Below are 26,079 nucleotides of genomic sequence, written 5' to 3'. Positions count from 1 at the left end.
AACAATTTATGACGTGTTTGTTTTTTTGGCTGCAGCCAAAATATCCTCAAAAGAATCTCATCACAAAAAGTTTGCATATTCTAAAAACGTTTTGCAATCTTTGCACTCGCAACGTTCAGCAATTTACTGAAAACTGTTATCAAGAAAGGCGGAGGGAATAGACCCTATGAAGCCTTAGCAACCCTCCTCCCGGAGAAGGTGCTACATTCTATCTGCCTTTCGGCGGAATAGATAACGAGAAGGAATTTTCCTCATGTCTTTTTGTAACGGTTTTTAATTTTTTTCGCCATTGAGCGAACAAGAAATTTTATATGTTACAAAAACTCGAAATACACGATTACACCACATTTTCTGGCTATACTTTAGAGTTGCCATTAAGCTATGAGACCTTTGGTCAACCCTTAGGCAAAGCGCCTGTGATTCTTGTGAATCATGCCCTTACGGGAAATTCGCACGTCTCTGGTGATGGCGGCTGGTGGAGCGACCTTATCGGTCCCGGAAAATGTATCGATACTACAAAAAACACGGTAATTTCCTTTAACATTCCCGGTAATGGTTATGACGGATTTCTCATCGAGAATTTTAAAGAATTCACTGCGCGTGATGTTGCGGCGATTTTTTTAAAAGGACTAGAAAAACTAGAGGTAGGTGAGCTTTTTGCTATTATCGGGGGTTCGCTGGGTGGCGGTATCGCTTGGGAAATGGTCGCCCTTAACCCAAAGATTACAAAGCATCTTATACCTGTAGCTTCAGACTGGAAATCGACGGACTGGTTAATCGCAAATTGCCAGATTCAGGAGCAGATTTTAAATAACAGTTCGCAGCCGGTGCATGATGCTCGCATGCATGCGATGTTGTGTTACCGCACGCCAGAGTCGTTTAAGAAGAAATTTGGCAGAAGCCAAAACGAAGAACTCCAACTTTTTAATGTTGAGAGTTGGCTAGACCATCACGGCAACAAGTTGAAAGACCGTTTTCAATTGTCTGCTTACAAATTGATGAATCAGCTTTTGCGTACCATTGACGTAACTCGCAGTCGCGAAAGTTTCAATGAAGTGCTGGAGCAGGTGGATGCAAATATTCACATCATAGGTGTGGATAGCGACCTGTTTTTTACGCCTGTTGAAAACCGTGAAACGTACAAGCAACTTGCGCAGGTGAAGAGTAAAGTGACCTATGGCGAGATTACTAGCGAGCACGGTCACGATGCGTTTTTGATAGAATTTGAGCAGCTTGAAAAATTGCTGCAACCCGTTTTTCAGGGAGACGATAGAGGGATTAAAGTGCTGAAATTTGGAGGTAAATCTTTGAGCAATGGTCAAGGGTTAGATACTGTTGTAAAAATCATTCAAGATAAAGTCGCTCATGGCGAAAGAATCGCTGTTGTGCTTTCTGCACGTGGTGGCGCTACTGATGAACTAGAAGCGATTCTAGAAGCGGCGGCATCTAATCAAGAATATCAGCATCAATTTGAAGCGTTTAGAAAATATCAGCAAGAAGGTTTTGAGGTTGATTTAACCGAAGAATTTGAGCAACTGCAGCGCCTCTTTGAAGGTGTCGCTTTGCTAGGCGATTACAGCACAAGAGTAAAAGATGAGATTCTTTCGTATGGCGAAGTAATTTCGGTAAAAGCTGTGACGCACTTATTACAGCAAAAAGGCGTGAATGCACAATTTGCTGATTCGCGTAAGCTGATAAAAACAAATGACGTTTTTGGCAATGCGCAGCCTATTGACAAGCTTAGCAAAGAAAATATAGTAAGACATTTTGCTGAGCACAACGGCGATACCGTGAATATCATGACAGGTTTCATAGGTAGCAATGCAAAAGGGCAAACCACCACCCTAGGTCGTAACGGCAGCAATTATTCTGCGGCGCTTCTTGCAAATTATCTGGATGCGGCAGAGTCACAAAACTACACGCACGTTGACGGAATTTACACCGCAAACCCAGAGCTGGTTGCTGATGCGCAAAAGATTGAAAAACTTAGTTATAGCGAAGCAAATGAGTTGGCGAATTTTGGAACTTCTATTTTACATGCGAAGACCATTATTCCGCTGATTGAGAAGAATATCCCGCTGCGTATTTTAAATACGTTCAACGCTGGCGATAAAGGAACATTGATTACTGCAAATGAACCAGAAGACGGCATCAGGTCGCTTTCGGTTTTAAATGATATGGCGCTAATCAACCTTGAGGGCCGCGGACTTCTGGGTAAAGTGGGTGTTGACGCGCGAATCTTCCGTGCGCTGGGCAACAGCGGCATTAGCGTGAGCATTATTTCGCAAGGTTCTTCAGAGCGCGGTATCGGTCTTGTGGTGAGTCTTAAAGAAGCTCAAAAAGCGGTAAAAGCGCTCCAGTTTGAGTTTGAAAGTGATTACCAGAATCAAGATGTAAATAATATAGATATTATTGATGAAGTTTCGGTGATTAGCATCGTGGGGCAGGATTTGAGCAGCTTCCACAAGCCGTATAGCGAACTCATCAAAAACGGAATCGTACCGTTATTGTTCAACAACACGGTGACCGGTAAAAACGTGAGTGTCGTGGTGCGCAAGAATCAGTTGCACAAAGCGCTTAACGTGATGCACGGTGAGATTTTTGGGATTTCTAAGAAAATCAACATCGCCATTTTCGGTAAAGGAACTGTGGGCGGCACACTCATTGACCAGATTTTGGCTTCCGCCAAAAGTATCGAAGAAAGAAAAAGCATTAAGCTGAACATTTTTGCGATAGCAAACAGTAAAAGCGTCTTGCTTAACCGCGACGGCGCTACTGAAAATTGGGCAACAGATTTAGAAAATGTAACCCAACTAGGCGGCGTTGATGAGGCAATCGCTTTCGCGAAAGCGAATCATCTAGCAAATCTTGTGGCGGTGGATAACACGGCGAGTTCAGCGTTTATTGAGAATTATACGAAGTTGGCTAAAAACGGTTTTGACCTCGTTTCTTCAAACAAAATAGCAAATACCGTTGGTTTTGATTTTTATCAAAACCTGCGTGATGTTCTTGAGAAAAACCAGAAGCAATATTTGTATGAAACCAATGTAGGTGCAGGGTTACCGCTGATTGATACCATTAGATTACTGCATCTTTCTGGTGATAATATCACGAGAATCAAAGGTGTTTTTTCTGGTTCGTTGAGTTATTTGTTCAACACATTCTCGGTGAATGACAAAGCATTTTCAGATGTGCTTCAGGAGGCGATTGATGCCGGATTTACTGAGCCAGACCCGCGTGAGGATTTGAGTGGTAATGATGTGGGACGAAAATTGTTGATTCTTGCCCGTGAACTGGACTTGCACAAAGAATTCAGTGATGTGGAAATAGAGAATTTGATTCCGGAGCAATTTCGCGAAAGCGAGAAATCACATTTTCTCAATAGTTTAAAAGACCTGGATTCTATTTTTGCCGAACGAAAAAAACAACTAAAATCAGGACAAGTTCTGCGATATGTTGGCGACCTTTACGGTGACCTTTCGCAGGATGATGGCGGTAAGCTTGAGGTAAAACTTGTGGCTGTTTCGCAAGATTCGGCGTTAGGACAAGTTAAGGGCAGCGACAGTATTTTTGAGATTTATACTGAGAGTTATGGCGAAAATCCGCTCGTGATTCAAGGTGCCGGTGCTGGAGCTGCGGTGACTGCTCGCGGGGTTTTTGGAGACATCCTTAAACTGGCCGAGCGTAATATTTAAAACAAGAAAAATGAAAGTTACTTTAGAACGTAAAAACAGCGAATTCTTATTTGAGGCAAAAGGTGCCAGCGGGATTCCTGTGATGATTGATAACAAGACGGTAGACGAGGTGAAGGGCAGTAGCCCGATGGAGCTTTTGCTCATGGGTGTGGGTGGTTGCAGCGCGATTGATATCATCTCGATTTTAAAGAAACAAAAGCAGGAAATCGCTGCATATAATGTTGAGGTAGAGGGCGAGCGTAAGGAAGTGGGCCAGGCAAAACCGTTTGAATTTATCACGGTAAAAGTTTTGCTCGAGGGCGAAATTGACCCTAAAAAGGCCATTCGCGCAGCGCAATTGAGCTTTAATAAATATTGCTCGGTTTCCATAACGTTGGAGCCTAGCGTGACCATCACGTATGAAGTTTACCTTAACGGAGAAAAATTAGAAGATTACGCTTAAAGCCAAAATTGAATTCCATGGAAAAACATTTTGAAACCGAAGCAATTCGTAGTCAATTAAACCGCACAGAGTTTTTAGAACATTCAGTGCCATTATACCTTACCTCAAGTTTTGTTTTTGAAGATGCTGAAGATATGCGAGCATCTTTTACAGAAGAAAAAGAGCGTAACATTTACAGCCGTTTTACAAACCCGAATACAACTGAGTTTGTAGAAAAAATGTGCAAACTAGAAGGAGCTGAGAGCGGTTATGCCTTTGCTACTGGTATGGCAGCGGTTTTCTCGACCTTTGCAGCATTGCTAGAAAGTGGGGACCATATAGTATCGTGTCGCTCGGTTTTTGGGTCCACCCATAGCATGTTTACCAAGTTTTTACCAAAATGGAATATCACGACCTCCTACTTTAAAGCTGATGAGGTTGATATCGTGGAAAGCCTGATAAAACCGGAAACTAAAATTCTTTATCTAGAGTCGCCTACCAACCCTGCGGTTGATGTTCTTGATTTAGAATTGATGGGCAAAATCGCAAAAAAACACAACTTGATTTTTATCGTGGATAACTGTTTTGCGACGCCATATTTGCAGCAGCCTATAAAATTTGGAGCTGACATCGTGATTCACTCGGCGACAAAGATGATTGACGGTCAAGGTCGTGTTCTTGGCGGAGTAGCGGTTGGTCCATCAGACTTGATTAGAGAGATTTATTTGTTTGCACGAAATACAGGCCCGGCACTTTCTCCTTTTAACGCGTGGGTGCTTTCTAAAAGTTTAGAGACATTGCCAGTGCGTGCAGAAAAGCATTGTGAAAATGCCATCAAAGTAGCCGAATTTCTTGAGGCCCACGATAAAGTGAATTTTGTGAAGCATCCGTTCTTAAAGTCGCATCCGCAATATGAAGTGGCTAAAAAGCAAATGAAATTAGGCGGAAACATCGTCGCTTTTGAAATAAAAGGCGGAGTAGAAGCCGGCCGAAAATTTCTTGATGCAATTAAAATGTGTTCGCTCTCTGCAAACTTGGGCGATACCAGAACCATTGTTACGCATCCAGCGTCAACCACACATAGCAAGTTGAGCGAAGAAGATAGGCTAGAAGTGGGTATAAGTGATGGTCTTGTGCGTTGTTCTGTAGGTCTTGAGCATGTAGATGATATCATTGCAGACCTAGACCAGGCGCTTAATGCGTAGAATTGGTTAGATTTTTGGTATTTTTAGCACATGCTATCCAAAAAGACAAAATACGGTTTAAAGGCTTTGACCTATGTTGCTAAGCAAGAAGGTAAAGACCCTGTGCAAATAGGTGCTATCGCTAAGAGCGAAAATATCTCTCAAAAGTTTCTTGAAAGCATTATGCTTAGTCTGCGTAAAGCCGGATTTCTGGGTTCTAAAAAAGGCAAAGGCGGAGGGTATTACCTTCGCCGTAAGGCTGAAGATATCAAGATGGTAGAAGTGATGCGTGTTCTTGAAGGACCAGTTTCTATGGTGCCTTGCGTGAGCTTAAACTTCTATGAAAAGTGTGATGACTGTGTTGATGAAGTTACTTGTTCTGTACACAACTTGATGATTCAGCTACGAGATGCAAACTTAGGCGTCCTGAATAACAATACCCTTGCAGATGTGGTCGCAAAATCTGACCAAGCTTGAAAAATTTGAAAATCAGGTTAAATAAATTAAAAAACATTTGGTCACTAAAGCTCAAGATATTAGTTTTGTTCTATAATCCTAGTAAATCGATAGGAAATAAGTTTTTTAATTATGTACAACGATCAGTTAACATATATCAAAGCAAATATTGATGAGTTTAATAGGTTTTTGAGAAATCAATCTCCAGATAAAATTATCAAGTTTATTTTGAGTACGGCTTCAAGACCAGTTTTGACAAGTAACTTTGGCCCTTATAGTGCCAGTCTAATTCATGCAGTTTCTGTGCAAAAGGAAGGTATTCCTCTAATATGGTGTGATACAGGTTTTAATACTCCTGAGACAAGGAACTACGCCGCCAAGTTGAATAATGAATTGCCTTTTGATTTGAAGATATATAGGCCTGCCGGCGAAAAGAACTATCTATTTGCTCCATCTCCAGAGGACAGTGCCTTTGAACAATTTGTAGAACGTGTAAAATTAGAGCCTTTTGGTCGCGCAATGGATGAGCACAAACCAGATGTATGGTTTACAAATATTAGAAAAGGGCAAACTGCACACAGGGATAAGCTAGATGTTTTGAGTCTTACAAATTATGGTATTTTAAAAGTTAGTCCTTTTTATCATTTTTCAGAAACTGATATTCAAGATTACTTAAGGCAACATAGTTTGCCTAATGAGTTTAATTATTATGACCCTACTAAACCGCAGGCCAATATGGAATGTGGACTCCAACTTAGATAAACTATATTTTTTTGAAATATAATCCTAGTAAATCCATAGGAAAATAGATTTTATATATGCAAAGTTTTAGAACCGAAATAGAAAACCCAGTTGTTGAACGCGATATTCTTGAGTTAGAGAAAAAGATTCGCCTGTTCAAAGAAGGAAAAGTAGATGAGGAGCGTTTTCGTAGTCTGCGTCTTGCGCGTGGTGTTTATGGCCAGCGTCAGCAAGGTGTGCAGATGATTCGTATAAAACTACCTTATGGTAAAGTGCGTGGCGAGCAATTGCTTCGTATTGCAGATGTTTCTGATGAATATTCAACTGGGCGACTGCATATCACGACGCGTCAGGATATCCAGATACATTATGTGAGTCTTGATAGAACTCCAGAACTTTGGGCGCAGCTAGAAAAAGATGATGTTACTCTTCGTGAAGCGTGTGGTAACACTGTGCGTAACGTTACGGCTTCCGCTTTCGCGGGAATTGACCCAGAAGAGCCTTTTGATGTTACGCCGTATGCACATGCGACGTTTCAGTTCTTTCTGAGAAATCCTATCTGTCAAGAAATGGGAAGGAAATTCAAGATGTCCTTTTCGTCGTCAGACAAAGACTCTGCGCTTGCATTTATGCATGATTTGGGTTTTATCCCAAAAATCAAAAACGGTGAGCGTGGCTTTAAAGTGATGTTAGGTGGTGGTCTGGGTTCTCAGCCACGTCAAGCAGACTTGCTATATGATTTCCTTCCGGCGAATAAAATCATCCCGGTAACCGAAGCTGTTTTGAGAGTTTTTGACCGTCATGGTGAGCGTGCTAGAAGACTGAAGGCACGTATGAAATTCTTGATAAAAGACATCGGTCTGGATGCGTTTAAAGAACTTATTGAAGAGCAGCATAAGGCCCTTTCGACCACAACTTATGAAATTGACACAACCGCTTTTGATACATCGGCTCAATTTAATGATGCTGCTATTCCTGCCGTTGAAATAAAGGATGAGAAAGCTTTCCAAATTTGGAAAAAAACAAATGTGATTCCGCAAAAGCAAGACGGACTCTTTGCAATAGGAATCAAGGTTAAGCTTGGCGATTTTTACACAGACCAGGCTAGAGTGCTTGCTGGTTTGATTAAAAAATATGCAGCAAATGAGTTGCGATTAAGCTTGCGCCAAAATATAATCTTACGTGACATCCGTGAGGAAGCGATACCGTTTTTCTATAGCGAGTTAGAAAAGCTCGGTCTTGTTGACCCCGGATTCAATTCGCTGATAGATATCACCGCTTGCCCAGGGACAGACACCTGTAATCTGGGTATTGCGAGCAGCACGGGTATCGCGGCAAAGCTTGAAGAAGTTTTACAGGAAGAGTATCCAGATGTTGTAGAAAATAAAGATTTGACGATAAAGATAAGCGGCTGTATGAATGCTTGTGGACAGCACAATATGGCGCATATCGGTTTTCAAGGTATGAGTGTTCGCACGCCAGAGAAGTTGGTTGCTCCTGCGCTGCAGGTATTACTTGGCGGCGGAATTCTAGGCGATGGTCAAGGGCGTTTTGCAGATAAGGTTATAAAAGTGCCTAGCAAACGTGGTCCTCAAGCTTTACGCGAAATTCTCAATGATTTTAAAGCAAATGGCAACGGGCTAGACTTTTTAAGCTACTACGACCAGCAAGGACAAAAATATTTCTACGATTTTCTAAAGCCTCTTTCAGATACAGATAATCTTACTGAAGACGATTTTGTGGATTGGGGAAATGAAGAAAAATATATTCAGGAAGTTGGGGTAGGAGAATGTGCCGGTGTTGTGATTGACCTTGTACAAACGCTTTTGCTTGAAGCGAAAGAAAAACTTGCTTCATCCATTGAATCTTTTGAAGATGAGCGCTGGGCAGATAGCATTTACCACACCTACACTGGGCTTGTAAATGGCGCAAAAGCATTACTTGTAGCTGAAGATATCAAAACCAATACACAAGCCAATATCATCAAATTATTCGATGAGAATTTCGGTGAAATTGAAGCCGTTTCTGGCGGAGTTAATTTCCCTGAGCTTGTAAATCAAATCAATCAAAACGAACCTTCTAAAGCTTTTGCAGAAGATTATTTGGCGCAAGCCAATGCATTCTTCAACCGCGTAGATGCGTACAGAAAAGAACAGTTAAGCCATGCAGAATAAATCACCAAAACTTACCGTAGTAGGCGCTGGTCCTGGTGATGCAGAGCTTATTACTTTAAAAGGAATTCGTGCGCTTCGAGAAGCAGATGTCGTTTTATACGATGCGCTTATTAATGAAGAATTATTAGAGTACGTTTCGGCGAAAGCCGAATTGATTTTCGTGGGTAAACGCCGCGGATGTTACGCATATCAACAAGAACAAATCAATGAACTCATCGTCGCAAGGGCGCATAGTCACGGTCATGTGGTCAGGCTCAAAGGAGGTGATCCATTTATTTTTGGCAGGGGTGCTGAAGAGATGGAGTATGCGGCCTCGCACGGTGTAGAAACTGCTGTAGTTCCCGGAATTTCATCATCGCTTGCCGTGCCAGCCATGCAAAATGTGCCCCTCACCAAGCGCGGTAGTTCTGAGAGTTTCTGGGTAATTACCGGTACTACTAAAGAGCATAAAATTTCTAAAGATGTTGAATTGGCTGCCCGCTCCACGGCGACAGTGGTAATTCTCATGGGGATGGGAAAGTTAAGAGGTATCATGGAACTTTTTGAACAAAATGGTAAGCATGACACCCCTGTGGCGATAATCCAGAATGGGACGACGCCGGAGGAACGTTGTGGAGTTGGGACAGTCAGTACAATTGAGCAGGTTATTGCAGAGCAAGGTCTTGCAAACCCTGCCATTATCGTGATTGGCGAGGTGGTAAAACATCGTGAGCAACTGCAAGAAGTACAGCGTCAATATGATAAAAGTCATGTGCTATGCTAGCAGAGCGCAATAATTTGTACCCGGTATTCCTCAAAGTGCGTAATCTGCAAATCCTTATTGTAGGAGGTGGAAATGTAGCGCATGAGAAGTTAACGTTCTTGACAAAGTCCAGTCCTGATGCGCAGGTTGAGATGATAGCTCCTTTTTTTAGAGAAGAGACTTTGGCTTTAGCCAAAGAATTCAATGTGAAAATAACAGAGGGAAGCTATGAAAAATCCCAGTTGGAAAAACGTCATGTCGTTATCGCAACGACGGATAGTCCTGAGGTAAACAAGCAAGTTTATGAAGACGCTCGCGAGCGTTTTTTACTCTGTAATATCGCAGATGTACCTGAGTTGTGTGACTTCTATATGGGTGGAATCGTAACAAAAGGAAACGTGAAAATCGCTATTTCCACAAATGGTAAATCACCCACTATGGCAAAGCGTTTGCGTCAATTTTTTGAGGAAGTGATTCCTGATAATATTGATGAGCTGGTTCAAAATCTCAATAAATATCGCAAGACTTTAAAAGGAGATTTTGAAGAAAAAGTTGACCAACTCAACGAGTTCACAAAAAGTATAGTAGAAAAGTAAAATAAGAGTGAAGATGAGATGCTGAGTCAAGCTCAGCATGACAATACCTTCACCCTGAATTTATTTCAGGGTCTCATGAGAATAAGAATAGAAACAAGAATACATATAATGATCAAGACAGATATTCTAATCATCGGTGCAGGGCCCACGGGGCTATTTACAGTTTTTGAAGCAGGATTGCTTAAACTGAAATGTCATATAATTGACGCCTTGCCACAGCCTGGAGGGCAGCTTGCAGAAATTTATCCTAAAAAACCTATCTATGATATTCCTGGTTTTCCTGAGGTTTTAGCGGGCGATTTAGTTGATAATCTTTTAGAACAAGGCAAGCAGTTTCAACCTGGTTTTACGCTGGGTGAACGCGCAGAAACCATTGAAAAATTAGAAGACGGTAGTTTTATCGTCACCACAAATAAAGGCACTCAGCACCATGCGCCAGTGGTTGCAATTGCTGGCGGACTGGGAAGTTTTGAGCCTAGAAAACCGCCTATCCCAAATATCGCTCAGTTTGAAGACAAAGGTGTGGCATATATGATTAAAGACCCAGAGCAGTATCGCGGCAAAAAAGTGGTAATTGCTGGTGGTGGAGATTCTGCGTTAGACTGGAGTATTTTTCTCGCTGAAATCGCAGAAGAGGTAACCTTGATTCACCGTAGAAATGAATTTCGTGGAGCGCTTGATAGCGTAGAAAAAGTGCGCGAGCTTAAATTGCTTGGGAAGATAAACCTTATTACTCCTGCAGAGGTTATTGGGCTTGCCGGTACAGAAGAACTTAACGGTGTTGTCGTTCAGCAGGGAGATGAAGAATTCCAGATTGATGCTGATGCATTTATTCCTCTTTTTGGGCTTTCTCCAAAATTAGGTCCAATCGCTGGCTGGGGATTAGACATCGAGAAGAATGCTATAAAAGTGGACAACACTTTAGATTATCAAACTAACATTCCTGGGATTTTTGCCATTGGTGATGTGAATACGTATCCAGGAAAATTAAAACTGATTCTTTGTGGTTTTCATGAAGCGACATTAATGTGTCAGGCTGCATATCAAATCATTAATCCGGGTAAACGTTATGTTTTAAAATATACTACGGTATCTGGTGTGGATGGTTTTGACGGAAGTCGTAAAGAGGCAGAAAAAGCTGTTGTACAGGCTATAAATTAAAATTTATTAGTGAAGTGTAAATGGGCCTTGTTCTTAGTGAGCGGGGCCTATTTTTATTATGCTTGTCACCTTCTGGATTGCTTCTCTAGATAATGGTTTCTCGCAATAGTCAATCACGACATCTGCATATTCTTTCATCCTTTCTTTGTCAAAAGCACTTGTGCTGCTCGTGCAAATAGCAACTTTAGAAGTTGACTCTATTGTGCGCATCCTGTTTAAGAATTCCCAGCCTGTCATCTCGGGCATGTTAAGATCAAGTAAGATAAGATCAGGATTGATCTCTTTAATAGCGTCCAGAGCATCTAGCGGATTTGTAAAATCATAGACATCATCAGATATGCTGCTAACCTCGATCAACTTCTTGTTGATGAAGTTTGCGATGCCTTGATCATCTACTAAGAATATTATGGGACTATCTTTCTGCATGCTTAAGCATTGAAAATTGAATATTCTGTCATTTCTTTTTCTGTTTTGATGATGATCTCTCTCAATGTTTGATCCATATCTTTTACAGAGATTTTCATCCTCTCCAGAATCTCAGTTTTAAATTCTATCTCGTCAATAGTTTCTGCAAGATTCATCAACCCCATGATCCTGGTAAGTGGCTCTCGCAAGTTATGAGCATTAAGGGTTGAGAATTCCATTAACTTCTCATTTTTTCTCTTGATCTCTTTTGTTCTCTGCTCTATGATCTTGAGTTGATCTTCAATGATCTCTTCAATACGCTGATTTTTATTCTCAATTTCCTTTACAGCGCGTTGCAACCTTTTGTTCTTATCAGCCAGTTCAAATTGCAAATAGATCTGCTGATATTTGATAACAAAGCTTTCAATCAGCAAATGTAAAATTTCCATATCCGCACGCGAAAACTTCTTCACATCATCAGTAAGTAATGAGATTGTTACATCAATATCTTCATAGCCTTGATACCATCCCCATAATTTTGGAGACTTAAGTTTATCAAATGCAATGATGTCTTCAAATTTATGCTCAAACTCATCCTTTAAAAAAGGCTGTTGACTCTTCACAAGATCCCATTCATAAGCCATGATATTCTTTTTAAATTTTTCAATTTTAAAGTCATTGCCATGAAAAGTAAAAATAGTAGGCTTTCCATTTCTTATCATACTTATTCTAAAAATCCTGTAGTCAAAGAAATACTTAACGTGTTTGCGCACCACTTTTGCTAAGTCATCAAAAGTTTTTGTCTTGCCTAGCTTACTTGAGAACTTAGAAAAAGCTTCATAAGCAATTCTGTACTTAGCAGAAATGGGGTCAAATTGTTGCATCAATAATGTTTAATTAAGCTTCAGCCTCAACCAGTTCGTTGTCAATTTGAATACCACTTACATCAGCAAGAGTATTTAGCATATTAACAAGATCTGCCTGTGCCATCAATTCTTGAATTTCTTCATTATCAAAACCTACATTTCTAAGTTCTTCAAAATCATCTTCAGTAATTTCAGATGCGTTTAATGCTGCTTTAGTAACAACTTTAAGCGCGGTTTTGTAACTATCAGGAATAAGAGGTGAATCTAAGTTGTCTGTAGCTTTAAAACCTGGTTCTTCAGAGATCATACCACTCATACTATCTGCAAAAATACCATGAGCTTTAGAACAATATTTACAATCTCTTATCTTAGAAACATTATAGATGATCAATTGTTTCAAGACATTAGGAACATCGCCTAGAACAAGCGTATTTTTTAATTTCACCCAGTTGCCTTCTAGCAAAGTTGCGTTAGACCCTTGACACTTAAACCAGTTAAGAACAAATGGTAATTGAAAGGTTTTCATAGTGTCATCATAGATAGCTTTCACTTCAGCAGAAGCGTCATCATATTCTACGATTTTGTAACGGGGGTTTACAATTGTAGAGTTATTCATAAGAGGGAAAAATTTATAGGTCTAAAAGTCGGTAAATATATTGATTTTTGATAATTAAAATCGGATAGAATACCACTTTCCGGCGTTGAATGACGCTTTTTTGTCGATATAACTTGTAAAATTTAACGACTATGCAGAAAAACACTAAGATGATTCTTGCAAATTACTAGCTTCTAAGTATTTTTTATAGCATTATTATGCTATCTAATTCTAAATTCAGATATTTGCCCAGTTCTTTGCAAACTGAAGTTATCAAGAAAGGCGGAGGGAATAGACCCGGTGAAGCCTTAGCAACCCTGCGCTTGCAGAAGGTGCTACATTCTATTCGCCTTTTGGCGAAATAGATAACGCCATGAGTTTTTTATAAAATTCACTCACATACTTTCTTGACATACTATTTTTGCGGCTTATCCTTTGGGGTGAGATTGTCCTTTTCGCTACAGCGAAAAACAAAAAAGAACCACAATCGTGATGATAATATGGCTTACGCCAAATGGATTGATCGAGATTAGAAAATGACAAGAGAAGAGAGAATTAAATCATTGTATGCTGCATTAAACGAGCGAATCCTTGTGCTTGATGGCGCGATGGGAACGATGTTGCAGCGGTATAAATTCACCGAAGAAAATTTTCGTGGTGAGCGTTTTGCAGATTGGCAATTCCCTGTGCAGGGAAATAATGATATGTTGAGCATCACGCAACCGCACGCAATTGCAGATGTGCACAGGTTGTATTTTGAAGCAGGTGCAGATATCGTGGAGACAAATACCTTTAGCGGTACTACGATTGCCATGGCCGATTATAAAATGGAGGGATTTGTGTACGAACTCAATTATGAGTCGGCTAAAATCGCCCGCAAAGTTGCTGATTATATCACCGCAAAAGAACCTCATAAACCTCGTTTTGTCGCTGGTGCCATGGGGCCAACGAATAAGACCGCAAGCATGTCGCCAGATGTGAATGACCCAGGTTTTCGTGCGATTTCTTTTGACGAATTAAGAACTGCTTACAAGCAACAAGCCGAAGCTTTGCTAGATGGTGGCGTTGATATTCTTCTTGTAGAAACTATTTTTGACACGCTTAACGCAAAAGCCGCGCTTTATGCGATTGAAGAAATTAAGGATGAACGAAATATCGAGATTCCCATCATGGTGAGCGGCACGATTACAGATGCTTCTGGGCGTACCCTTTCTGGTCAAACCGCTGAAGCATTCCTGATTTCTGTGGGACATATGCCTTTGCTTTCGGTAGGGTTTAATTGTGCGCTTGGCGCGAAACAGTTAACGCCATATCTGGAAACAGTTTCCTCAAAATCAGATTTTGCGATTTCGGCTTATCCTAACGCCGGTTTGCCCAATGCCTTTGGAGAATATGATGAAACTCCGACAGAAATGGCAAGTCAGGTAAAAACGTATCTTGACAAAAGCCTCATAAATATTGTAGGCGGATGTTGCGGTACAACTCCAGAGCATATTAAAGCTATTGCAGATTTAGTTAAGAATTACAAGCCGAGAAGGCTGAATAATTTAGTTTCAAATTGATACTAGAACCTTTAGATAAAGAAAAATTAAAATTCCGTCCGCTGCGATTAAGTGGACTGGAACCGCTTATCGTAACCAAAGACAGCAACTTCGTCAATGTGGGCGAGCGTACTAATGTCGCTGGGTCGCGAAAATTTCTCCGCCTCGTTAAAGAAGAGCAATTTGACGAAGCGCTCGACATTGCCAGAGACCAGGTAGAAGGCGGTGCGCAAATCATTGACATCAATATGGATGACGGACTCATCGATGGTAAGGAAGCCATGGTGAAGTTCCTTAATCTTATCGCTGCAGAGCCAGATATCGCCCGAGTGCCTATCATGATAGATAGTTCAAAGTGGGATATTATTGAAGCTGGTCTTCAGGTGGTGCAAGGTAAATGCGTGGTGAATTCTATCAGCCTTAAAGAAGGTGAGGAAGAGTTTATAAATCACGCCAAAAAAATAAAAAGATACGGTGCGGCTGTTATCGTGATGGCATTTGATGAAGTGGGCCAAGCAGATAATTATGACCGCCGCATCGAGATTGCAAAACGCAGTTATGATATTTTGGTCAATCAGGTAAAACTTCCGCCAGAGGATATCATTTTTGACCTTAATATTTTTCCCGTAGCAACGGGGATGGATGAGCACCGTTTAAATGCTATAGATTTTATCAGGGCGACAAAATGGGTTCGGGAAAATCTTCCGTATGCTAGCGTGAGCGGTGGTGTGAGTAATGTTTCTTTTAGCTTTCGCGGAAACAACGCTGTAAGGGAAGCCATGCACTCTGTCTTTCTATACCATGCGATAAAGTGCGGAATGAACATGGGTATTGTAAATCCTACGATGCTTGAAGTGTATGATGATATCCCGAAGGATTTGTTAGAGCATGTTGAGGACGTAATTCTTGACCGTCGCGATGATGCTACTGAGCGCTTGCTAGATTTTGCCGAAACGGTTAAAGGTACAGCAAAAGAAAAAACAGTTGATTTAAGTTGGCGTGAAGAGCCACTTCAAGACAGAATTACACGTGCACTTGTAAAAGGTATTGACGCATATATTGAGCAAGATGTTGAAGAAGCGCGTCAACAAGCGGAAAAGCCTTTGCATGTGATAGAAGGTCATTTAATGACCGGGATGAATGTTGTGGGAGACCTTTTTGGTAGCGGTAAAATGTTCTTGCCACAGGTGGTAAAATCTGCCCGCGTGATGAAAAAAGCGGTGGCATATTTACTTCCTTATATAGAAGAAGAAAAACTTAAAAATCCACCCGAAGAAGATAAAGGAAACGGGAAAATCCTCATGGCCACCGTAAAAGGCGATGTTCATGACATTGGTAAAAATATTGTGAGCGTGGTGCTTGCCTGCAACAATTACGAGATTGTTGACTTGGGCGTAATGGTTCCGCCAGAAAAAATTATCGCTTCTGCGAAAGAGCATAATGTTGACATCATCGGCCTTAGCGGATTGATTACCCCGTCGCTGGATGAGATGGTTTTTCTTGCAAAAGAGATGAAGCGCCAGGATTTTGAAGTTCCATTATTGATAGGTGGGGCGACAACCAGCAAGGCGCACACAGCCGTAAAAATTGACCCAGAATATGAGCACGCTGTAGTTCATGTAAATGATGCATCGCGCGCTGTTACTGTGGTTGGTGACCTGTTAAATCCCGTGAGTTCTAAGAATTATGTTTCTGGTATTAAGAGCGATTATGCAGATTTCAGAGAGAAATTTTTATCGCGCGGTAAGAAGAAAGAATACCTTACAATCGAGCAGGCTCGTGAAAATAAATGGCTGCTAGATTGGGAGAATTTTGAGGCTTCAACGCCAAAAAATCTAGGAATTCAAGTCATCGAAAATCAAGATTTACGCGAGTTAGTTGATTATATTGACTGGTCTCCGTTTTTCAGAAGTTGGGATTTACACGGCAAATATCCTGAGATTTTGAGCGATGAGGTTGTGGGCAATCAAGCCAGCGAACTTTTCGCGGATGCGCAACATATGCTCAATAAAATCTTGGATGAGAAAAGCCTTTCGGCGAAAGCCATATTTGGGGTTTTTGAGGCAAATACGGTAAATGACGACGATATTGAGATTAGCGCTCAAGGCGAAAAGTACACCTTTAGAACCTTGCGTCAACAGAGTAAAAAAGCAGTGGGCAGACCAAACATCGCACTAGCAGATTTCGTCGCTCCGAAGAATTCTGGAAAGAAAGATTACATGGGCTGTTTTTGTGTAACTGCAGGTTTTGGAACACAAGAATTGGCTAAGAAATACGAGGAAAATCTAGACGATTATAACAGTATTATGGTAAAGGCTTTGGCAGACCGTTTTGCTGAGGCGTTTGCAGAATTCCTGCATGAAAAAGTGCGTAAGGAAGAGTGGGGTTATGCCGCAGATGAGAATTTAAAAAATGATGAATTAATAAAAGAATCCTATCGCGGGATTCGTCCTGCACCGGGATACCCTGCGTGCCCAGACCATTTAGAGAAATTGACGATTTGGGATGTGCTAGATGTTAATGATAACATAGGTGTTGAACTTACAGATAGTTTAGCCATGTGGCCAGCAGCTTCGGTTTCTGGGTATTATTTTGCGAATCCTGAAGCGCGTTACTTTGGTGTAGGTAAAATAAAAATGGACCAAGTTGAGGACTTTGCAAATCGCAAGAATATAGATTTGGCGAAAGCCGAAAAATGGTTGAATCCTAACATCGCAGATGATTAAATGGGTTGCGTCACGCTGAACTTGATTCAGGGTCACAGTTGAGTGAGTTTAGAACAAGATTATGATGAGATGCCGAATCAAGTTCGGCATGACGTTTTAAAATAGATAAATGAAAGCTCGTCACCCTAAACTTGATTCAGGGTCTCGACCGAGTGAGTTTAGAACAAGAACATGATGAGGCCCCGAATCAACAGTGGCATGACGTTTAAAATAGGTAAATGAAGGCTCATCCCCTTAGACTCGATTAAGGGTCTCGACTGAGTGAGTTTAGAACAAGAGCATGATGAGATGCCGAATCAAGTTCGGCATGACGTTTAAAATAGAGTAATGAAGGTCGTCACCCTGAACTTGATTCAGGGTCTCATAAAGAGAGGAGATGAAAACAAGTTATGTTTATATAGTAACTAACAAATATAGAACCACTCTTTATGTAGGAATGACCAGTAATCTGGCAAAAAGAATAACACAGCATGCAAATGGCGAAGGTTCTGTTTTTACTAAAAAATATAATCTGACAGATTTAATTTATTACGAAGAGTTTTTAGATATAAATCAAGCAATTGCAAGAGAAAAACAGTTGAAAAACTGGAAGAGAGAATGGAAAATGGATTTGATTAAAGCTAAAAATCCAAAACTTGAAACTATAAAATTACTAGGATGAGATGCCGAATCAAGTTCGGCATGACGTTGAAAATAGATAAATGAAAGCTCGTCACCCTAAACTTGATTCAGGGTCTTGACCGAGTGAACTTTTGAAATAAATATAATGAGATGCTGAGTCAAGCTCAGCATGACAAATCAATTTACTAATAAATAACCATTCCCTTTTCTTTTAGAGAGGGCTAGGTAAAGGAATATGAAAATCACCGAACACTTAAAAAAAGCAGAAGGTAAAACGCTGTTTTCTTTTGAAATTATCCCGCCAAAAAAAGGTAACAATATTCAGGAATTGTATGACAATATTGACCCTTTGATGGAGTTTAAACCGCCATTTATTGATGTAACGACTTCTCGCGAGGAGTCAATTTACATTGAAAAAGATGGTCTGCTTGATAAGAAAATCACACGTATGCGCCCAGGAACTTTAGGGATTTGTGCGTCTATTAAACATAAGTATGATGTGGACACTGTGCCGCATGTTTTGTGTGGTGGTTTTACAAAAGAAGAGACTGAGTATCTGCTGGTAGATTGTCATTATCTAGGTATTGAGAATGTGATGGCGTTGCGTGGTGATGCGATGAAAGAAGAGCAATATTTTCAACCTACAAAAGGTGGTCATAATTACGCGACCGGGCTTGTGAGTCAAATTGCCGACTTAAACAAAGGGCGCTATCTTAACAATGTTATCGAGACTGAAAACTGCTCTGATTTTTGCATCGGCGTGGCGGGTTATCCTGAAAAACACCTTGAAGCTCCATCTTTAAAATCAGATTTAAAACGTTTAAAAGAAAAGGTTGATGCGGGTGCAGATTATGTTGTGACGCAGATGTTTTTTGATAATCAAAAATACTTTGAGTTCGTTAAGCTAGTGCGCGATTCAGGTATTGATGTGCCTATCATCCCTGGGATTAAACCCATCGCCGTGAAGCGCCATTTGCAGCTGCTTCCGCAAGTTTTTAAAATCGATATTCCGCAGGATTTAATTGATTCTATTGAAGATTGTAAAGACAATAAAGCTGTGCGTCAAGTGGGGATTGAATGGGCGATTCAGCAGTCTAAAGAGTTGATGGATTTTGGCGTGCCGGTGTTACATTATTACAGTATGGGCAAGAGCGATAATGTTCAGGCAATCGCATCCCAATTATTTTGATACATTTGCCATTCACGTTGCTTGAATGAAGAAAAATCTGCTTGCTGTCTTGCTTTTGATGTGTTGTTTTTTGGCTCAAGGCCAAAATGACAAATACGAAAGCATCGATGCTAATTTCTTTTATGGTTCTATCTTAGAACATAATAAGGACCTTGCGCATCTTATAACAAACCATCCCACGGGAATCATCCTGAGTTACAATAGAAAAACTTCTAGTGATGATGAGTGGGCAAGCCGATTCAATTATCCAGATTGGGGATTTTCATTTGTTCATCAGGGGAATAAAAATGAAACCTTAGGCAACAACTACGGACTTTATGGTCATTTTAATTTTTACTTCTTAAATAGAAAATTGATGGCACGCGTAGGTCAAGGTGTGGCCTACAACACAAATCCTTTTGACCTTCAAGACAATTACCGAAACAATGCGTACGGTTCGCACTTGTTAAGTTCCACGTTTTTGATGTTTAATTATCATCAACCTAATATCATTGATAAAATAGGTTTGAACGCCGGGATTTCTTTTGTGCATTATAGTAATGCGAATTTGCGGGCGCCAAATACAAGTACAAATACCTTAGCTTTTAACCTGGGTCTTAATTATGACCTTGATGAAGAAGAACCAGAGCGCGGTCCTAAGATAAAATCAAGATATACAGAGCCTTTAAAATTCAATTTTGCTTTACGCACAGGCTTAAATGAGAGCGATTATATCGGCTTAGGCCAAAGACCTTTTCTTGTAGTTTCTTCATTTATTGATAAGCGGGTTACTCACAAAAGCAGTTTTCAACTTGGGGCAGATTTATTCTTATCACCCTTTTTAAAAGATCAGATCAGGCACGAAGCTATCAGCTTGCCGCAACGTGATGCAAGTTTAGATCAAGATTGGAAGCGCGTAGGTGTTTTTGCAGGTCATGAGTTGCATTTCAATAAGATTGCGGTGGTTTCTCAGTTGGGTTATTATGTGTATTACCCGTATGATTTTGAGGGTAGGGCGTATTTTAGAATCGGCTTGAAAAGATATTTTGGCAAGCGCTTTTTCGCGGCAGCGACATTGCATTCTCACGGGGCAAAAGCAGAAGCGGTTGAATTTGGAGCAGGAATCAGATTATGAAAAAGGGATTAAAAATAGCATTGATATTTTCGCTGGTTTTGTTTTTAGGCTGCAGTACGAAGTTTGAAGACTGTTTTCAGGGTACGGGAGATATTATTGAGCAGGAATATGATCTAGAAGTTTTCACGAAAGTGCGTGCCGAGCGTGGCGTGAAAATGATCATAAAACAAGGCTCGGAGCAAAAGGTAGTTTTACAAGCTGGAGAAAACCTTATTGATGATATTACCGTACAGATTGTTGACGGCGTTTTGAGCGTTCGCGATAACAATACCTGTAATTTAGGTCGGGATTATGGTACGACAACAGTTTTTGTAACCGTGCCAGATCTAACCGAAATACGCAATGCATCTGGTTTTGAGGTAAGTAGTGATGGTGTTCTTAATTTTGAAAACTTGTTGCTTGTTGCCGATACTTCAGTGAAAATTTTAAACCCAAAGAAAGACGGAACTTTTACCTTAGATTTAAATGTTACAAACTTAATAGTTAGGTCTAATGGATTGGCTGAGTTCAATCTTCGGGGAAGCGCTGAAGTTCTTAATTTGAGGTTTTTTAACGAGGCGCCTCGACTTAACGGTCGTAATTTAGTTGTGCAAAACGCAACGCTTGACCATCGTGGGGGAAATGATGCTATCTTTGACGTGCGTCAAAGTATCTCTGGTATCATTCGCGGGGTGGGCAATGTCATTTGTCCTACACAACCGCCCAGCGTGGATGTTGAAACGCTAAGCAAGGGCAAACTCATTTTTGAAGATTAATTTATGAAACAGTTTTTTTCGGTTATCGCGATGTTAATAGTTGTCTTTTGCACAGCTCAAGAAACCGAAAAAAAAACTGTAACTATCGACGCTTCGTATTTCTACGGAAGTATCTTAGAGCATAATCCAGATATCAATCATTTAATCACTGGGCATCCCACGGGCATTCTTTTAAGCTACAACCGCAAAACGTATGGGTACAATGAGTGGGAGCGCCGTTATGGTTATCCAGATTGGGGTTTTAGTGCGGCGTATCAAGATTTGCACAATGAATATCTGGGGAAGAATATTAGCTTCTACGGTCATTTCAATTTTTACTTTTTAAATAGAAATGCCTATTTCCGCATCGGGCAAGGAATAGGGATTGCAGGTAAACCCTACGACCCAGAAACTAATTACATCAACAATGCTTACGGCACAAAACTGTTAAGTTCAACGTATATCGCGGCGCAGTATTCAAAGCAAAATCTGTTTGAAGGTTTTGGCGTAAACGCAGGTTTTACCATTATTCATTACAGTAATGCGAACCTGAGAGCGCCTAACAACAGCACAAATACATTTGCTTTTACGGTGGGCGCCAACTATACTTTTGACCACGAAGAAGGCATTCCTGAGTTTATTGAGCGTGAAGCGGAAGATTACAAATACACAGAGCCTATTCACTATAATTTTGTGCTGCGCGGCGGCCTTAATGAAAGTGACATTGTAGGTTCTGGGCAATATCCTTTTTATGTGGTTTCGGCGTTTGCAGATAAGCGTATCAGCCATAAAAGTACGCTGCTTGCGGGAGTAGATTTTTTTGCGGCAACGTTCTTAAAAGAGCTTATAAAACTGCAATCTACTTCATTTCCAGAGTTAGAAGTTGACCCAGATACAGACTGGAAACGCGTTGGGGTTTTTGTAGGTCACGAACTACGTTTTAACAAAGTTGCCTTTGTTTCGCACGTGGGGTATTATGTGTATTGGCCGGTAGAATTTGAAAACCGAATCTATAATCGTCTGGGCCTCAAGCGCTATTTTACAGATGATATATTTGCCGGAGTCACGGTAAAAGCCCATGGCGCAAAGGCTGAGGGCGTAGAATTTAGCGTGGGATACCGTTTGTAAAACTTTCTGCTTAAAATCGTATTTTTCCACGATTGAAATTCAATACTATTAAGCAAATCCTCACATATTGTCTAATTGCCGCGCTCGCTGTCGCCTGCAAGGATATCGAGACCAAGAAAATCTCGTCAGAAGATTTTTTGCAAGAAGACCTCAAGGAAATCGACATGCGCAATGTAGATGATTTTCCCACCTTTGTGAGTTGTGATTCGCTTTCGCGAAAAGAACAAAAATGGGATTGCTTTCAGCGAAAGTTAGCCCAGAACTTTCAAGAAAGCTTAAAGCGAAGGGTAATCGTGGTTGAGGAAGAAATTCAAGATACCGTATGGTTGCAACTTGCCGTAGACGCTGAAGGAAAACCATCTATTGAGAAGTTTGACATCCCTGAAAAAGTAGAAGAAAATCTACCGCAACTCAAAACCTGGCTCACTAAAAGTCTGGATTCACTACCCAAAATTCACTCAGCTATCAAGCGCTCAATACCTGTAAAGACTTCGTTTAAAGTGCCAGTGGTTGTGAGAGTGGAGTAGGATTTTAATGTTTTTAGAAATTTTACTGTCGACTGAGAATTTTCAATAATTTATTAGGGTCTTGCCGGTTATCCCAAAAAGCTATTACGACAATTTCAGTGTCGTCCACTTTATAGAAAATACTGTAGTGTTTCATCGCAGAAACCCGAGAGTTTGGAAAAATAGATTCAGGGCTTCTTAGCGGATTTAGAACTATTCCTTTTAAGTTTTCTTCTACCTGATTTAGAAGTTTGAGAGAATAAGTGTTGGATTTATTATTTTCAATCCAGAATTCTAGGATTGTTCTCAATTGAAGGCTCGCAATTTTTGTCCATATTATTTTGCGTTCAGCCATTCTCGCTCTCTTTTAAAAAGCTCTTCTTGAGAAATTACATTTCCTTCTTTTATATCTTTTTCACTCATTTCGAGCATTAAAATTTGCTCTTCGGTAAGCTCTACTTTTTGATTTTTTGAAGAAGAATTCACAAGGTCTTCAATTGCAGTAAGAATGCTCTTGTCCTTAATAGTCAAAATCTTGCTTATCAAAGAATTTCTAATATTATCAACTGCAGCCATTGTTTAAGAATTTGATTATAAAAATACTGAATTTATTTATTTCCTAAACATCCTATCCTTCCACACAAAACTTCCTAATTGACTTCGCACTGCAACCCAAACGGTAAAAAACGGATAAAATACTGCCGTGGGAATAAAATACAACAAAGCTTTTTGCTGCTTTAGAAGATTTGCTGTGAGTGCGATTAACACAAAATCGATGATGATTTTTGGCAAAAGCAAAATATAGATTTCAGGGAAAAACAGCACGGTGATACACGCTAAATTGCCAAAGAAAACCAGAAGCCCAATCAGCAAAGCTTCGGGGTTTTTATAAGCGCTTGCCTTCGCCGCCCAGCGCACGCGTTGTTGTATTAAAGCTTTCCAGCTTGTTTGAGCAGCGGTTTCTACAGTAGCTTGTGATGCGTTGTGATAGACTACTTTTTTATCGGTTTTAAGAAATTTATGCATCAGGAAAACATCGTCGCCACTCGCCAAGTGATTGGTCATTGCATAACCGCCCACTTCCTCAAAAGTTGATTTTTTAAAAGCGAGATTAGCACCGTTACACATAAATGGTTTCTGGATGCCAAAACTTCCCATGGTTGCGCCTTGCAGCGATAAAAAGTCTAGTTTTTGAAAAGCGTTTAAAAATCCTTTACCATCAAAGAAAATCACCGGAGCTGCTATGAAATCGGCATGATTTGCGGTGATTTCTGTGTGAAAATGTTTTAGCCAGTTGGCTGGCAATTTGCAATCGGCGTCTGTGGTGGCAATCCACTCAAAGTTGGCATGAGTAATGGCTTTGGTCAGGGCGTCTTTTTTCGGTGAGCCGGAAAATCTTTCATTTTCCAGGATGCGGAGTTTGAGATTCATTTTCGCCGAAAGGCTATTTATAATCTCCACAGAAGCATCAGTAGAATCATCGTTTACTAGGATGACTTCGAATAATTCTTTAGGGTAATCTAATTGAGAAAGTGAAACGAGCAATAGCTCCAGATTTTCAGCTTCGTTGCGAAAGGGAATCACAATGCTAAACCGCGTGGTAAATGGACCTAGAAAATGCTTTTGCAGTCGGCGAACTTTTGGCGCAAGCCTTAAAAATCCCACACAAAGTAGCGCGATGAGGGCGGTGTAAAGGATTAAGACGACTTTGATGATAAGCACGCGTAGATTGATTAGTTTTGTGGTGACTTCAAAGATGTGAAATTTTAGTTTGAGCACAGAAAAAATAATATTGGGGATTGACCCGGGGACGACCATTATGGGTTTTGGCCTTATTAAAGTGGTCAATAAAAAGATGGAGTTTTTGCAGCTCAACGAGTTGCAGCTCAAGAAATATAACGACCCGTATATTAAACTCAGGCTGATTTTTGAACGCACGATTGAACTTATCGACACGTATCATCCTGACGAAATCGCCCTTGAAGCGCCGTTTTATGGCAAGAACGTGCAAAGTATGTTAAAGCTAGGCAGAGCGCAGGGCGTGGCGATGGCTGCTGGACTTTCGCGACAAATTCCCGTGACAGAGTACATGCCAAAAAAGATTAAAATGGCGATTACAGGCAACGGTAATGCGAGCAAAGAACAGGTTGCAAAAATGCTTCAAAGCCTGCTAAAATTAAAAACACTGCCTAAAAATCTGGATAGTACAGATGGTCTCGCCGCGGCGGTGTGTCATCATTTTAACAGCGGTAAAGAAATCGCGGGCAAGAGTTACAGTGGCTGGGATGCTTTTGTAAAGCAAAATGAGAAGCGCGTAGTTAAGAAATAACATGTCTAGTTTATACATCCACATCCCGTTTTGCAAGCAGGCGTGCCATTATTGCGACTTTCATTTTTCTACTTCTGTGAAAAAGAAACCACAACTTGTAGATGCGCTTTGCAGCGAAATAAAGCTTCGCAAGACCGAAATAGGCAACACGCTTGAAACTATTTATTTTGGTGGAGGAACGCCCAGTTTGCTTACCGCAGAAGAGCTGAAGCAGATTTTTGATTGTATCAATGAGCATTTTAAAGTTGTCGCTGACGCGGAAATTACGCTGGAGGCAAATCCGGATGATTTAAACGAAGATGTCTTAAAAATGCTAGCGTCTTCTCCCATTAACCGACTCAGCATTGGTGTGCAATCTTTTTACAACGAAGATTTAAAGTTGATGAACCGCGCGCACAACAGTGGCGAGGCGTTGCAAAGTATCAAGTTAGCTTTAGCCTATTTTGAGAATATCTCAATCGACCTGATTTATGGAATTCCAGAGATGAGTAATTTGCGCTGGCGCGAAAATCTAAAAATTGCGCTTGAACTTGGCGTGCCGCATATTTCAAGCTATGCGTTGACCGTGGAGCCTAATACAGCCTTGAAGAAATTCATTGAAAAAGGTGTTATCAAACCTGTGGATGATGAGGTTGCGCAGCAGCATTACAAGATTTTGCTAGACGTGATGGAAGCGAATGGTTTTGAGAATTATGAGTTTTCAAACTTTGGAAAACCAGGATTTTACTCACGTAACAACACGGCATACTGGACGCAAAAACCGTATCTGGGCATTGGTCCTTCAGCGCACAGTTATGACGGTAACTCCCGCAGTTGGAATGTCGCAAACAACACCATTTACATCAAAAAAATTGAAGCTGGCAAGCTTCCGCTAGAGCGAGAAACGCTTTCTACCACAGATAAATACAACGAGTATGTGATGACCGGTTTGCGTACAAAATGGGGTGTTTCGTTGCAACGTGTTGAAAATGAATTCGGTAAAAAATATGCAGAATACCTTTTAATTCAGGCAAAAGAGCATCTGGAAGATGGGTTTCTTTTTCGCGCCGTGTCTGCCGACAGGCAGGAAAGCGACCGAATAGTTGTCACAAAAAAAGGCAAATTCCTTAGCGACGGACTGGCAAGTGACCTGTTTTTGGTAAATTTGGAGTAATC

25 protein-coding genes and 2 riboswitches are annotated in these 26,079 nt (G+C 40.7%); of the genes, 19 read left to right on the top strand and 6 right to left on the bottom strand.

The features are described from left to right. Positions 1–133: 133 nt before the first annotated feature. Positions 134–238, top strand: a riboswitch (SAM riboswitch). Positions 239–311: 73 nt separating this feature from the next. The 9 genes from thrA (at position 312) to ACZ5L8_RS11795 (ending at position 11,170) form a co-directional block, all read left to right on the top strand. Beyond that, a complete protein-coding gene (gene thrA / locus ACZ5L8_RS11835) occupies positions 312–3,695 on the top strand; it encodes a bifunctional aspartate kinase/homoserine dehydrogenase I (protein WP_464437746.1) in 3,384 nt (1,127 codons plus the stop codon). A 10-nt stretch (positions 3,696–3,705) separates the two neighbouring features. Further along, positions 3,706–4,137, top strand: a complete 432-nt coding sequence (locus ACZ5L8_RS11830; RefSeq protein ID WP_464437744.1) for an OsmC family protein — start codon at positions 3,706–3,708, stop codon at positions 4,135–4,137. A 17-nt stretch (positions 4,138–4,154) separates the two neighbouring features. Further along, a complete protein-coding gene (locus ACZ5L8_RS11825) occupies positions 4,155–5,321 on the top strand; it encodes a trans-sulfuration enzyme family protein (protein WP_464437743.1) in 1,167 nt (388 codons plus the stop codon). 30 nt (positions 5,322–5,351) lie between these two features. Beyond that, positions 5,352–5,777 carry an RrF2 family transcriptional regulator gene (locus ACZ5L8_RS11820; protein WP_464437741.1) on the top strand — a complete coding sequence of 142 codons (426 nt, stop codon included), beginning with the start codon at positions 5,352–5,354 and terminating at the stop codon, positions 5,775–5,777. Between the two features lie 111 nt (positions 5,778–5,888). Continuing rightward, positions 5,889–6,518 (top strand): phosphoadenosine phosphosulfate reductase domain-containing protein, encoded by a 630-nt coding sequence (locus ACZ5L8_RS11815; protein ID WP_464437739.1) that lies wholly within the window; start codon positions 5,889–5,891, stop codon positions 6,516–6,518. Between the two features lie 56 nt (positions 6,519–6,574). Next, positions 6,575–8,671 (top strand): HEPN domain-containing protein, encoded by a 2,097-nt coding sequence (locus ACZ5L8_RS11810; RefSeq protein WP_464437738.1) that lies wholly within the window; start codon positions 6,575–6,577, stop codon positions 8,669–8,671. Then, positions 8,661–9,434, top strand: a complete 774-nt coding sequence (gene cobA, locus ACZ5L8_RS11805; RefSeq protein WP_464437737.1) for a uroporphyrinogen-III C-methyltransferase — start codon at positions 8,661–8,663, stop codon at positions 9,432–9,434. Before ACZ5L8_RS11810 ends, cobA begins: the two co-directional genes overlap by 11 nt. Beyond that, positions 9,428–10,009, top strand: coding sequence for a precorrin-2 dehydrogenase/sirohydrochlorin ferrochelatase family protein (locus ACZ5L8_RS11800; RefSeq protein ID WP_464437736.1), 582 nt, complete (start codon positions 9,428–9,430; stop codon positions 10,007–10,009). Before cobA ends, ACZ5L8_RS11800 begins: the two co-directional genes overlap by 7 nt. Before the next feature lie 108 nt (positions 10,010–10,117). Further along, positions 10,118–11,170: an NAD(P)/FAD-dependent oxidoreductase gene (locus ACZ5L8_RS11795; protein ID WP_464440952.1), complete on the top strand. Its 1,053-nt coding sequence runs from the start codon at positions 10,118–10,120 to the stop codon at positions 11,168–11,170. A 33-nt stretch (positions 11,171–11,203) separates the two neighbouring features. Here the strand turns inward: ACZ5L8_RS11795 and ACZ5L8_RS11790 are convergent, their stop codons facing one another. Genes ACZ5L8_RS11790 through ACZ5L8_RS11780 form a run of 3 tightly spaced genes read right to left on the bottom strand, consistent with a single transcriptional unit; the run spans position 11,204 to position 13,057 of the window. Next, positions 11,204–11,596: a response regulator gene (locus ACZ5L8_RS11790; protein WP_464437734.1), complete on the bottom strand. Its 393-nt coding sequence runs from the start codon at positions 11,594–11,596 to the stop codon at positions 11,204–11,206. A 2-nt stretch (positions 11,597–11,598) separates the two neighbouring features. Beyond that, entirely contained in the window at positions 11,599–12,459 is an 861-nt protein-coding gene (locus ACZ5L8_RS11785; RefSeq protein WP_464437733.1) for a hypothetical protein, read from the bottom strand. Between the two features lie 13 nt (positions 12,460–12,472). Then, on the bottom strand, positions 12,473–13,057 hold the full coding sequence (locus tag ACZ5L8_RS11780) for a carboxymuconolactone decarboxylase family protein (RefSeq protein WP_464437730.1): 585 nt from the start codon (positions 13,055–13,057) through the stop codon (positions 12,473–12,475). Positions 13,058–13,303: 246 nt separating this feature from the next. Further along, positions 13,304–13,408, top strand: a riboswitch (SAM riboswitch). A gap of 164 nt (positions 13,409–13,572) precedes the next feature. On the opposite strand from ACZ5L8_RS11780, the gene ACZ5L8_RS11775 reads away from it, so the two are divergent. The 8 genes from ACZ5L8_RS11775 (at position 13,573) to ACZ5L8_RS11740 (ending at position 22,616) form a co-directional block, all read left to right on the top strand. After that, positions 13,573–14,598: a homocysteine S-methyltransferase family protein gene (locus ACZ5L8_RS11775; RefSeq protein WP_464437727.1), complete on the top strand. Its 1,026-nt coding sequence runs from the start codon at positions 13,573–13,575 to the stop codon at positions 14,596–14,598. Continuing rightward, complete coding sequence (gene metH, locus ACZ5L8_RS11770; RefSeq protein WP_464437725.1) at positions 14,595–17,303, top strand: methionine synthase; 2,709 nt, start codon at positions 14,595–14,597, stop codon at positions 17,301–17,303. Before ACZ5L8_RS11775 ends, metH begins: the two co-directional genes overlap by 4 nt. A 376-nt stretch (positions 17,304–17,679) precedes the next feature. After that, entirely contained in the window at positions 17,680–17,964 is a 285-nt protein-coding gene (locus tag ACZ5L8_RS11765; protein ID WP_464437724.1) for a GIY-YIG nuclease family protein, read from the top strand. Between the two features lie 195 nt (positions 17,965–18,159). Next, the gene (gene metF, locus ACZ5L8_RS11760; RefSeq protein WP_464437722.1) at positions 18,160–19,113 is read left to right on the top strand and encodes a methylenetetrahydrofolate reductase [NAD(P)H]; all 954 of its coding nucleotides are present in this window, start codon (positions 18,160–18,162) and stop codon (positions 19,111–19,113) included. A gap of 25 nt (positions 19,114–19,138) precedes the next feature. Further along, entirely contained in the window at positions 19,139–20,227 is a 1,089-nt protein-coding gene (locus ACZ5L8_RS11755; RefSeq protein WP_464437719.1) for an acyloxyacyl hydrolase, read from the top strand. After that, a complete protein-coding gene (locus ACZ5L8_RS11750) occupies positions 20,224–20,982 on the top strand; it encodes a head GIN domain-containing protein (RefSeq protein WP_464437717.1) in 759 nt (252 codons plus the stop codon). The genes ACZ5L8_RS11755 and ACZ5L8_RS11750 overlap by 4 nt, the downstream gene beginning before the upstream one ends. A 3-nt stretch (positions 20,983–20,985) precedes the next feature. Continuing rightward, positions 20,986–22,089, top strand: a complete 1,104-nt coding sequence (locus ACZ5L8_RS11745) for an acyloxyacyl hydrolase (RefSeq protein ID WP_464437715.1) — start codon at positions 20,986–20,988, stop codon at positions 22,087–22,089. A 32-nt stretch (positions 22,090–22,121) separates the two neighbouring features. Next, a complete protein-coding gene (locus tag ACZ5L8_RS11740) occupies positions 22,122–22,616 on the top strand; it encodes a hypothetical protein (protein WP_464437713.1) in 495 nt (164 codons plus the stop codon). A gap of 22 nt (positions 22,617–22,638) precedes the next feature. On the opposite strand, the gene ACZ5L8_RS11735 is transcribed toward ACZ5L8_RS11740, so the two are convergent. From ACZ5L8_RS11735 to ACZ5L8_RS11725, 3 genes are read right to left on the bottom strand one after another with little or no spacing between them, the layout of a single operon-like run. Further along, positions 22,639–22,950 (bottom strand): type II toxin-antitoxin system RelE/ParE family toxin, encoded by a 312-nt coding sequence (locus ACZ5L8_RS11735; RefSeq protein ID WP_464437710.1) that lies wholly within the window; start codon positions 22,948–22,950, stop codon positions 22,639–22,641. After that, positions 22,932–23,171 (bottom strand): hypothetical protein, encoded by a 240-nt coding sequence (locus ACZ5L8_RS11730; RefSeq protein ID WP_464437709.1) that lies wholly within the window; start codon positions 23,169–23,171, stop codon positions 22,932–22,934. Before ACZ5L8_RS11730 ends, ACZ5L8_RS11735 begins: the two co-directional genes overlap by 19 nt. A 36-nt stretch (positions 23,172–23,207) precedes the next feature. Beyond that, entirely contained in the window at positions 23,208–24,413 is a 1,206-nt protein-coding gene (locus ACZ5L8_RS11725; RefSeq protein ID WP_464437706.1) for a glycosyltransferase family 2 protein, read from the bottom strand. On the opposite strand from ACZ5L8_RS11725, the gene ruvC reads away from it, so the two are divergent. Together ruvC and hemW are read left to right on the top strand one after the other, a co-directional pair. Further along, positions 24,367–24,924, top strand: a complete 558-nt coding sequence (gene ruvC / locus ACZ5L8_RS11720; RefSeq protein ID WP_462597139.1) for a crossover junction endodeoxyribonuclease RuvC — start codon at positions 24,367–24,369, stop codon at positions 24,922–24,924. The genes ACZ5L8_RS11725 and ruvC overlap by 47 nt on opposite strands. A 1-nt stretch (position 24,925) precedes the next feature. Beyond that, entirely contained in the window at positions 24,926–26,077 is a 1,152-nt protein-coding gene (gene hemW, locus ACZ5L8_RS11715; protein WP_464437705.1) for a radical SAM family heme chaperone HemW, read from the top strand. The last annotated feature ends 2 nt before the right edge of the window (positions 26,078–26,079 follow it).

This window comes from Leeuwenhoekiella obamensis (assembly GCF_055391795.1).
This window is presented reverse-complemented; position numbering and strand designations above follow the sequence as displayed.

What these genes read in the sequence shown, in the direction of transcription:
- thrA (WP_464437746.1), top strand. Translation starts at nt 312, where the DNA reads ATGTTACAAAAACTCGAAATACACGATTACACCACATTTTCTGGCTAT.
- ACZ5L8_RS11830 (WP_464437744.1), top strand. Translation starts at nt 3,706, where the DNA reads ATGAAAGTTACTTTAGAACGTAAAAACAGCGAATTCTTATTTGAGGCA.
- ACZ5L8_RS11825 (WP_464437743.1), top strand. Translation starts at nt 4,155, where the DNA reads ATGGAAAAACATTTTGAAACCGAAGCAATTCGTAGTCAATTAAACCGC.
- ACZ5L8_RS11820 (WP_464437741.1), top strand. Translation starts at nt 5,352, where the DNA reads ATGCTATCCAAAAAGACAAAATACGGTTTAAAGGCTTTGACCTATGTT.
- ACZ5L8_RS11815 (WP_464437739.1), top strand. Translation starts at nt 5,889, where the DNA reads ATGTACAACGATCAGTTAACATATATCAAAGCAAATATTGATGAGTTT.
- ACZ5L8_RS11810 (WP_464437738.1), top strand. Translation starts at nt 6,575, where the DNA reads ATGCAAAGTTTTAGAACCGAAATAGAAAACCCAGTTGTTGAACGCGAT.
- cobA (WP_464437737.1), top strand. Translation starts at nt 8,661, where the DNA reads ATGCAGAATAAATCACCAAAACTTACCGTAGTAGGCGCTGGTCCTGGT.
- ACZ5L8_RS11800 (WP_464437736.1), top strand. Translation starts at nt 9,428, where the DNA reads ATGCTAGCAGAGCGCAATAATTTGTACCCGGTATTCCTCAAAGTGCGT.
- ACZ5L8_RS11795 (WP_464440952.1), top strand. Translation starts at nt 10,118, where the DNA reads ATGATCAAGACAGATATTCTAATCATCGGTGCAGGGCCCACGGGGCTA.
- ACZ5L8_RS11790 (WP_464437734.1), bottom strand. Translation starts at nt 11,596, where the DNA reads ATGCAGAAAGATAGTCCCATAATATTCTTAGTAGATGATCAAGGCATC.
- ACZ5L8_RS11785 (WP_464437733.1), bottom strand. Translation starts at nt 12,459, where the DNA reads ATGCAACAATTTGACCCCATTTCTGCTAAGTACAGAATTGCTTATGAA.
- ACZ5L8_RS11780 (WP_464437730.1), bottom strand. Translation starts at nt 13,057, where the DNA reads ATGAATAACTCTACAATTGTAAACCCCCGTTACAAAATCGTAGAATAT.
- ACZ5L8_RS11775 (WP_464437727.1), top strand. Translation starts at nt 13,573, where the DNA reads ATGACAAGAGAAGAGAGAATTAAATCATTGTATGCTGCATTAAACGAG.
- ACZ5L8_RS11765 (WP_464437724.1), top strand. Translation starts at nt 17,680, where the DNA reads ATGAAAACAAGTTATGTTTATATAGTAACTAACAAATATAGAACCACT.
- metF (WP_464437722.1), top strand. Translation starts at nt 18,160, where the DNA reads ATGAAAATCACCGAACACTTAAAAAAAGCAGAAGGTAAAACGCTGTTT.
- ACZ5L8_RS11755 (WP_464437719.1), top strand. Translation starts at nt 19,139, where the DNA reads ATGAAGAAAAATCTGCTTGCTGTCTTGCTTTTGATGTGTTGTTTTTTG.
- ACZ5L8_RS11750 (WP_464437717.1), top strand. Translation starts at nt 20,224, where the DNA reads ATGAAAAAGGGATTAAAAATAGCATTGATATTTTCGCTGGTTTTGTTT.
- ACZ5L8_RS11745 (WP_464437715.1), top strand. Translation starts at nt 20,986, where the DNA reads ATGAAACAGTTTTTTTCGGTTATCGCGATGTTAATAGTTGTCTTTTGC.
- ACZ5L8_RS11735 (WP_464437710.1), bottom strand. Translation starts at nt 22,950, where the DNA reads ATGGCTGAACGCAAAATAATATGGACAAAAATTGCGAGCCTTCAATTG.
- ACZ5L8_RS11730 (WP_464437709.1), bottom strand. Translation starts at nt 23,171, where the DNA reads ATGGCTGCAGTTGATAATATTAGAAATTCTTTGATAAGCAAGATTTTG.
- ACZ5L8_RS11725 (WP_464437706.1), bottom strand. Translation starts at nt 24,413, where the DNA reads ATGGTCGTCCCCGGGTCAATCCCCAATATTATTTTTTCTGTGCTCAAA.
- hemW (WP_464437705.1), top strand. Translation starts at nt 24,926, where the DNA reads ATGTCTAGTTTATACATCCACATCCCGTTTTGCAAGCAGGCGTGCCAT.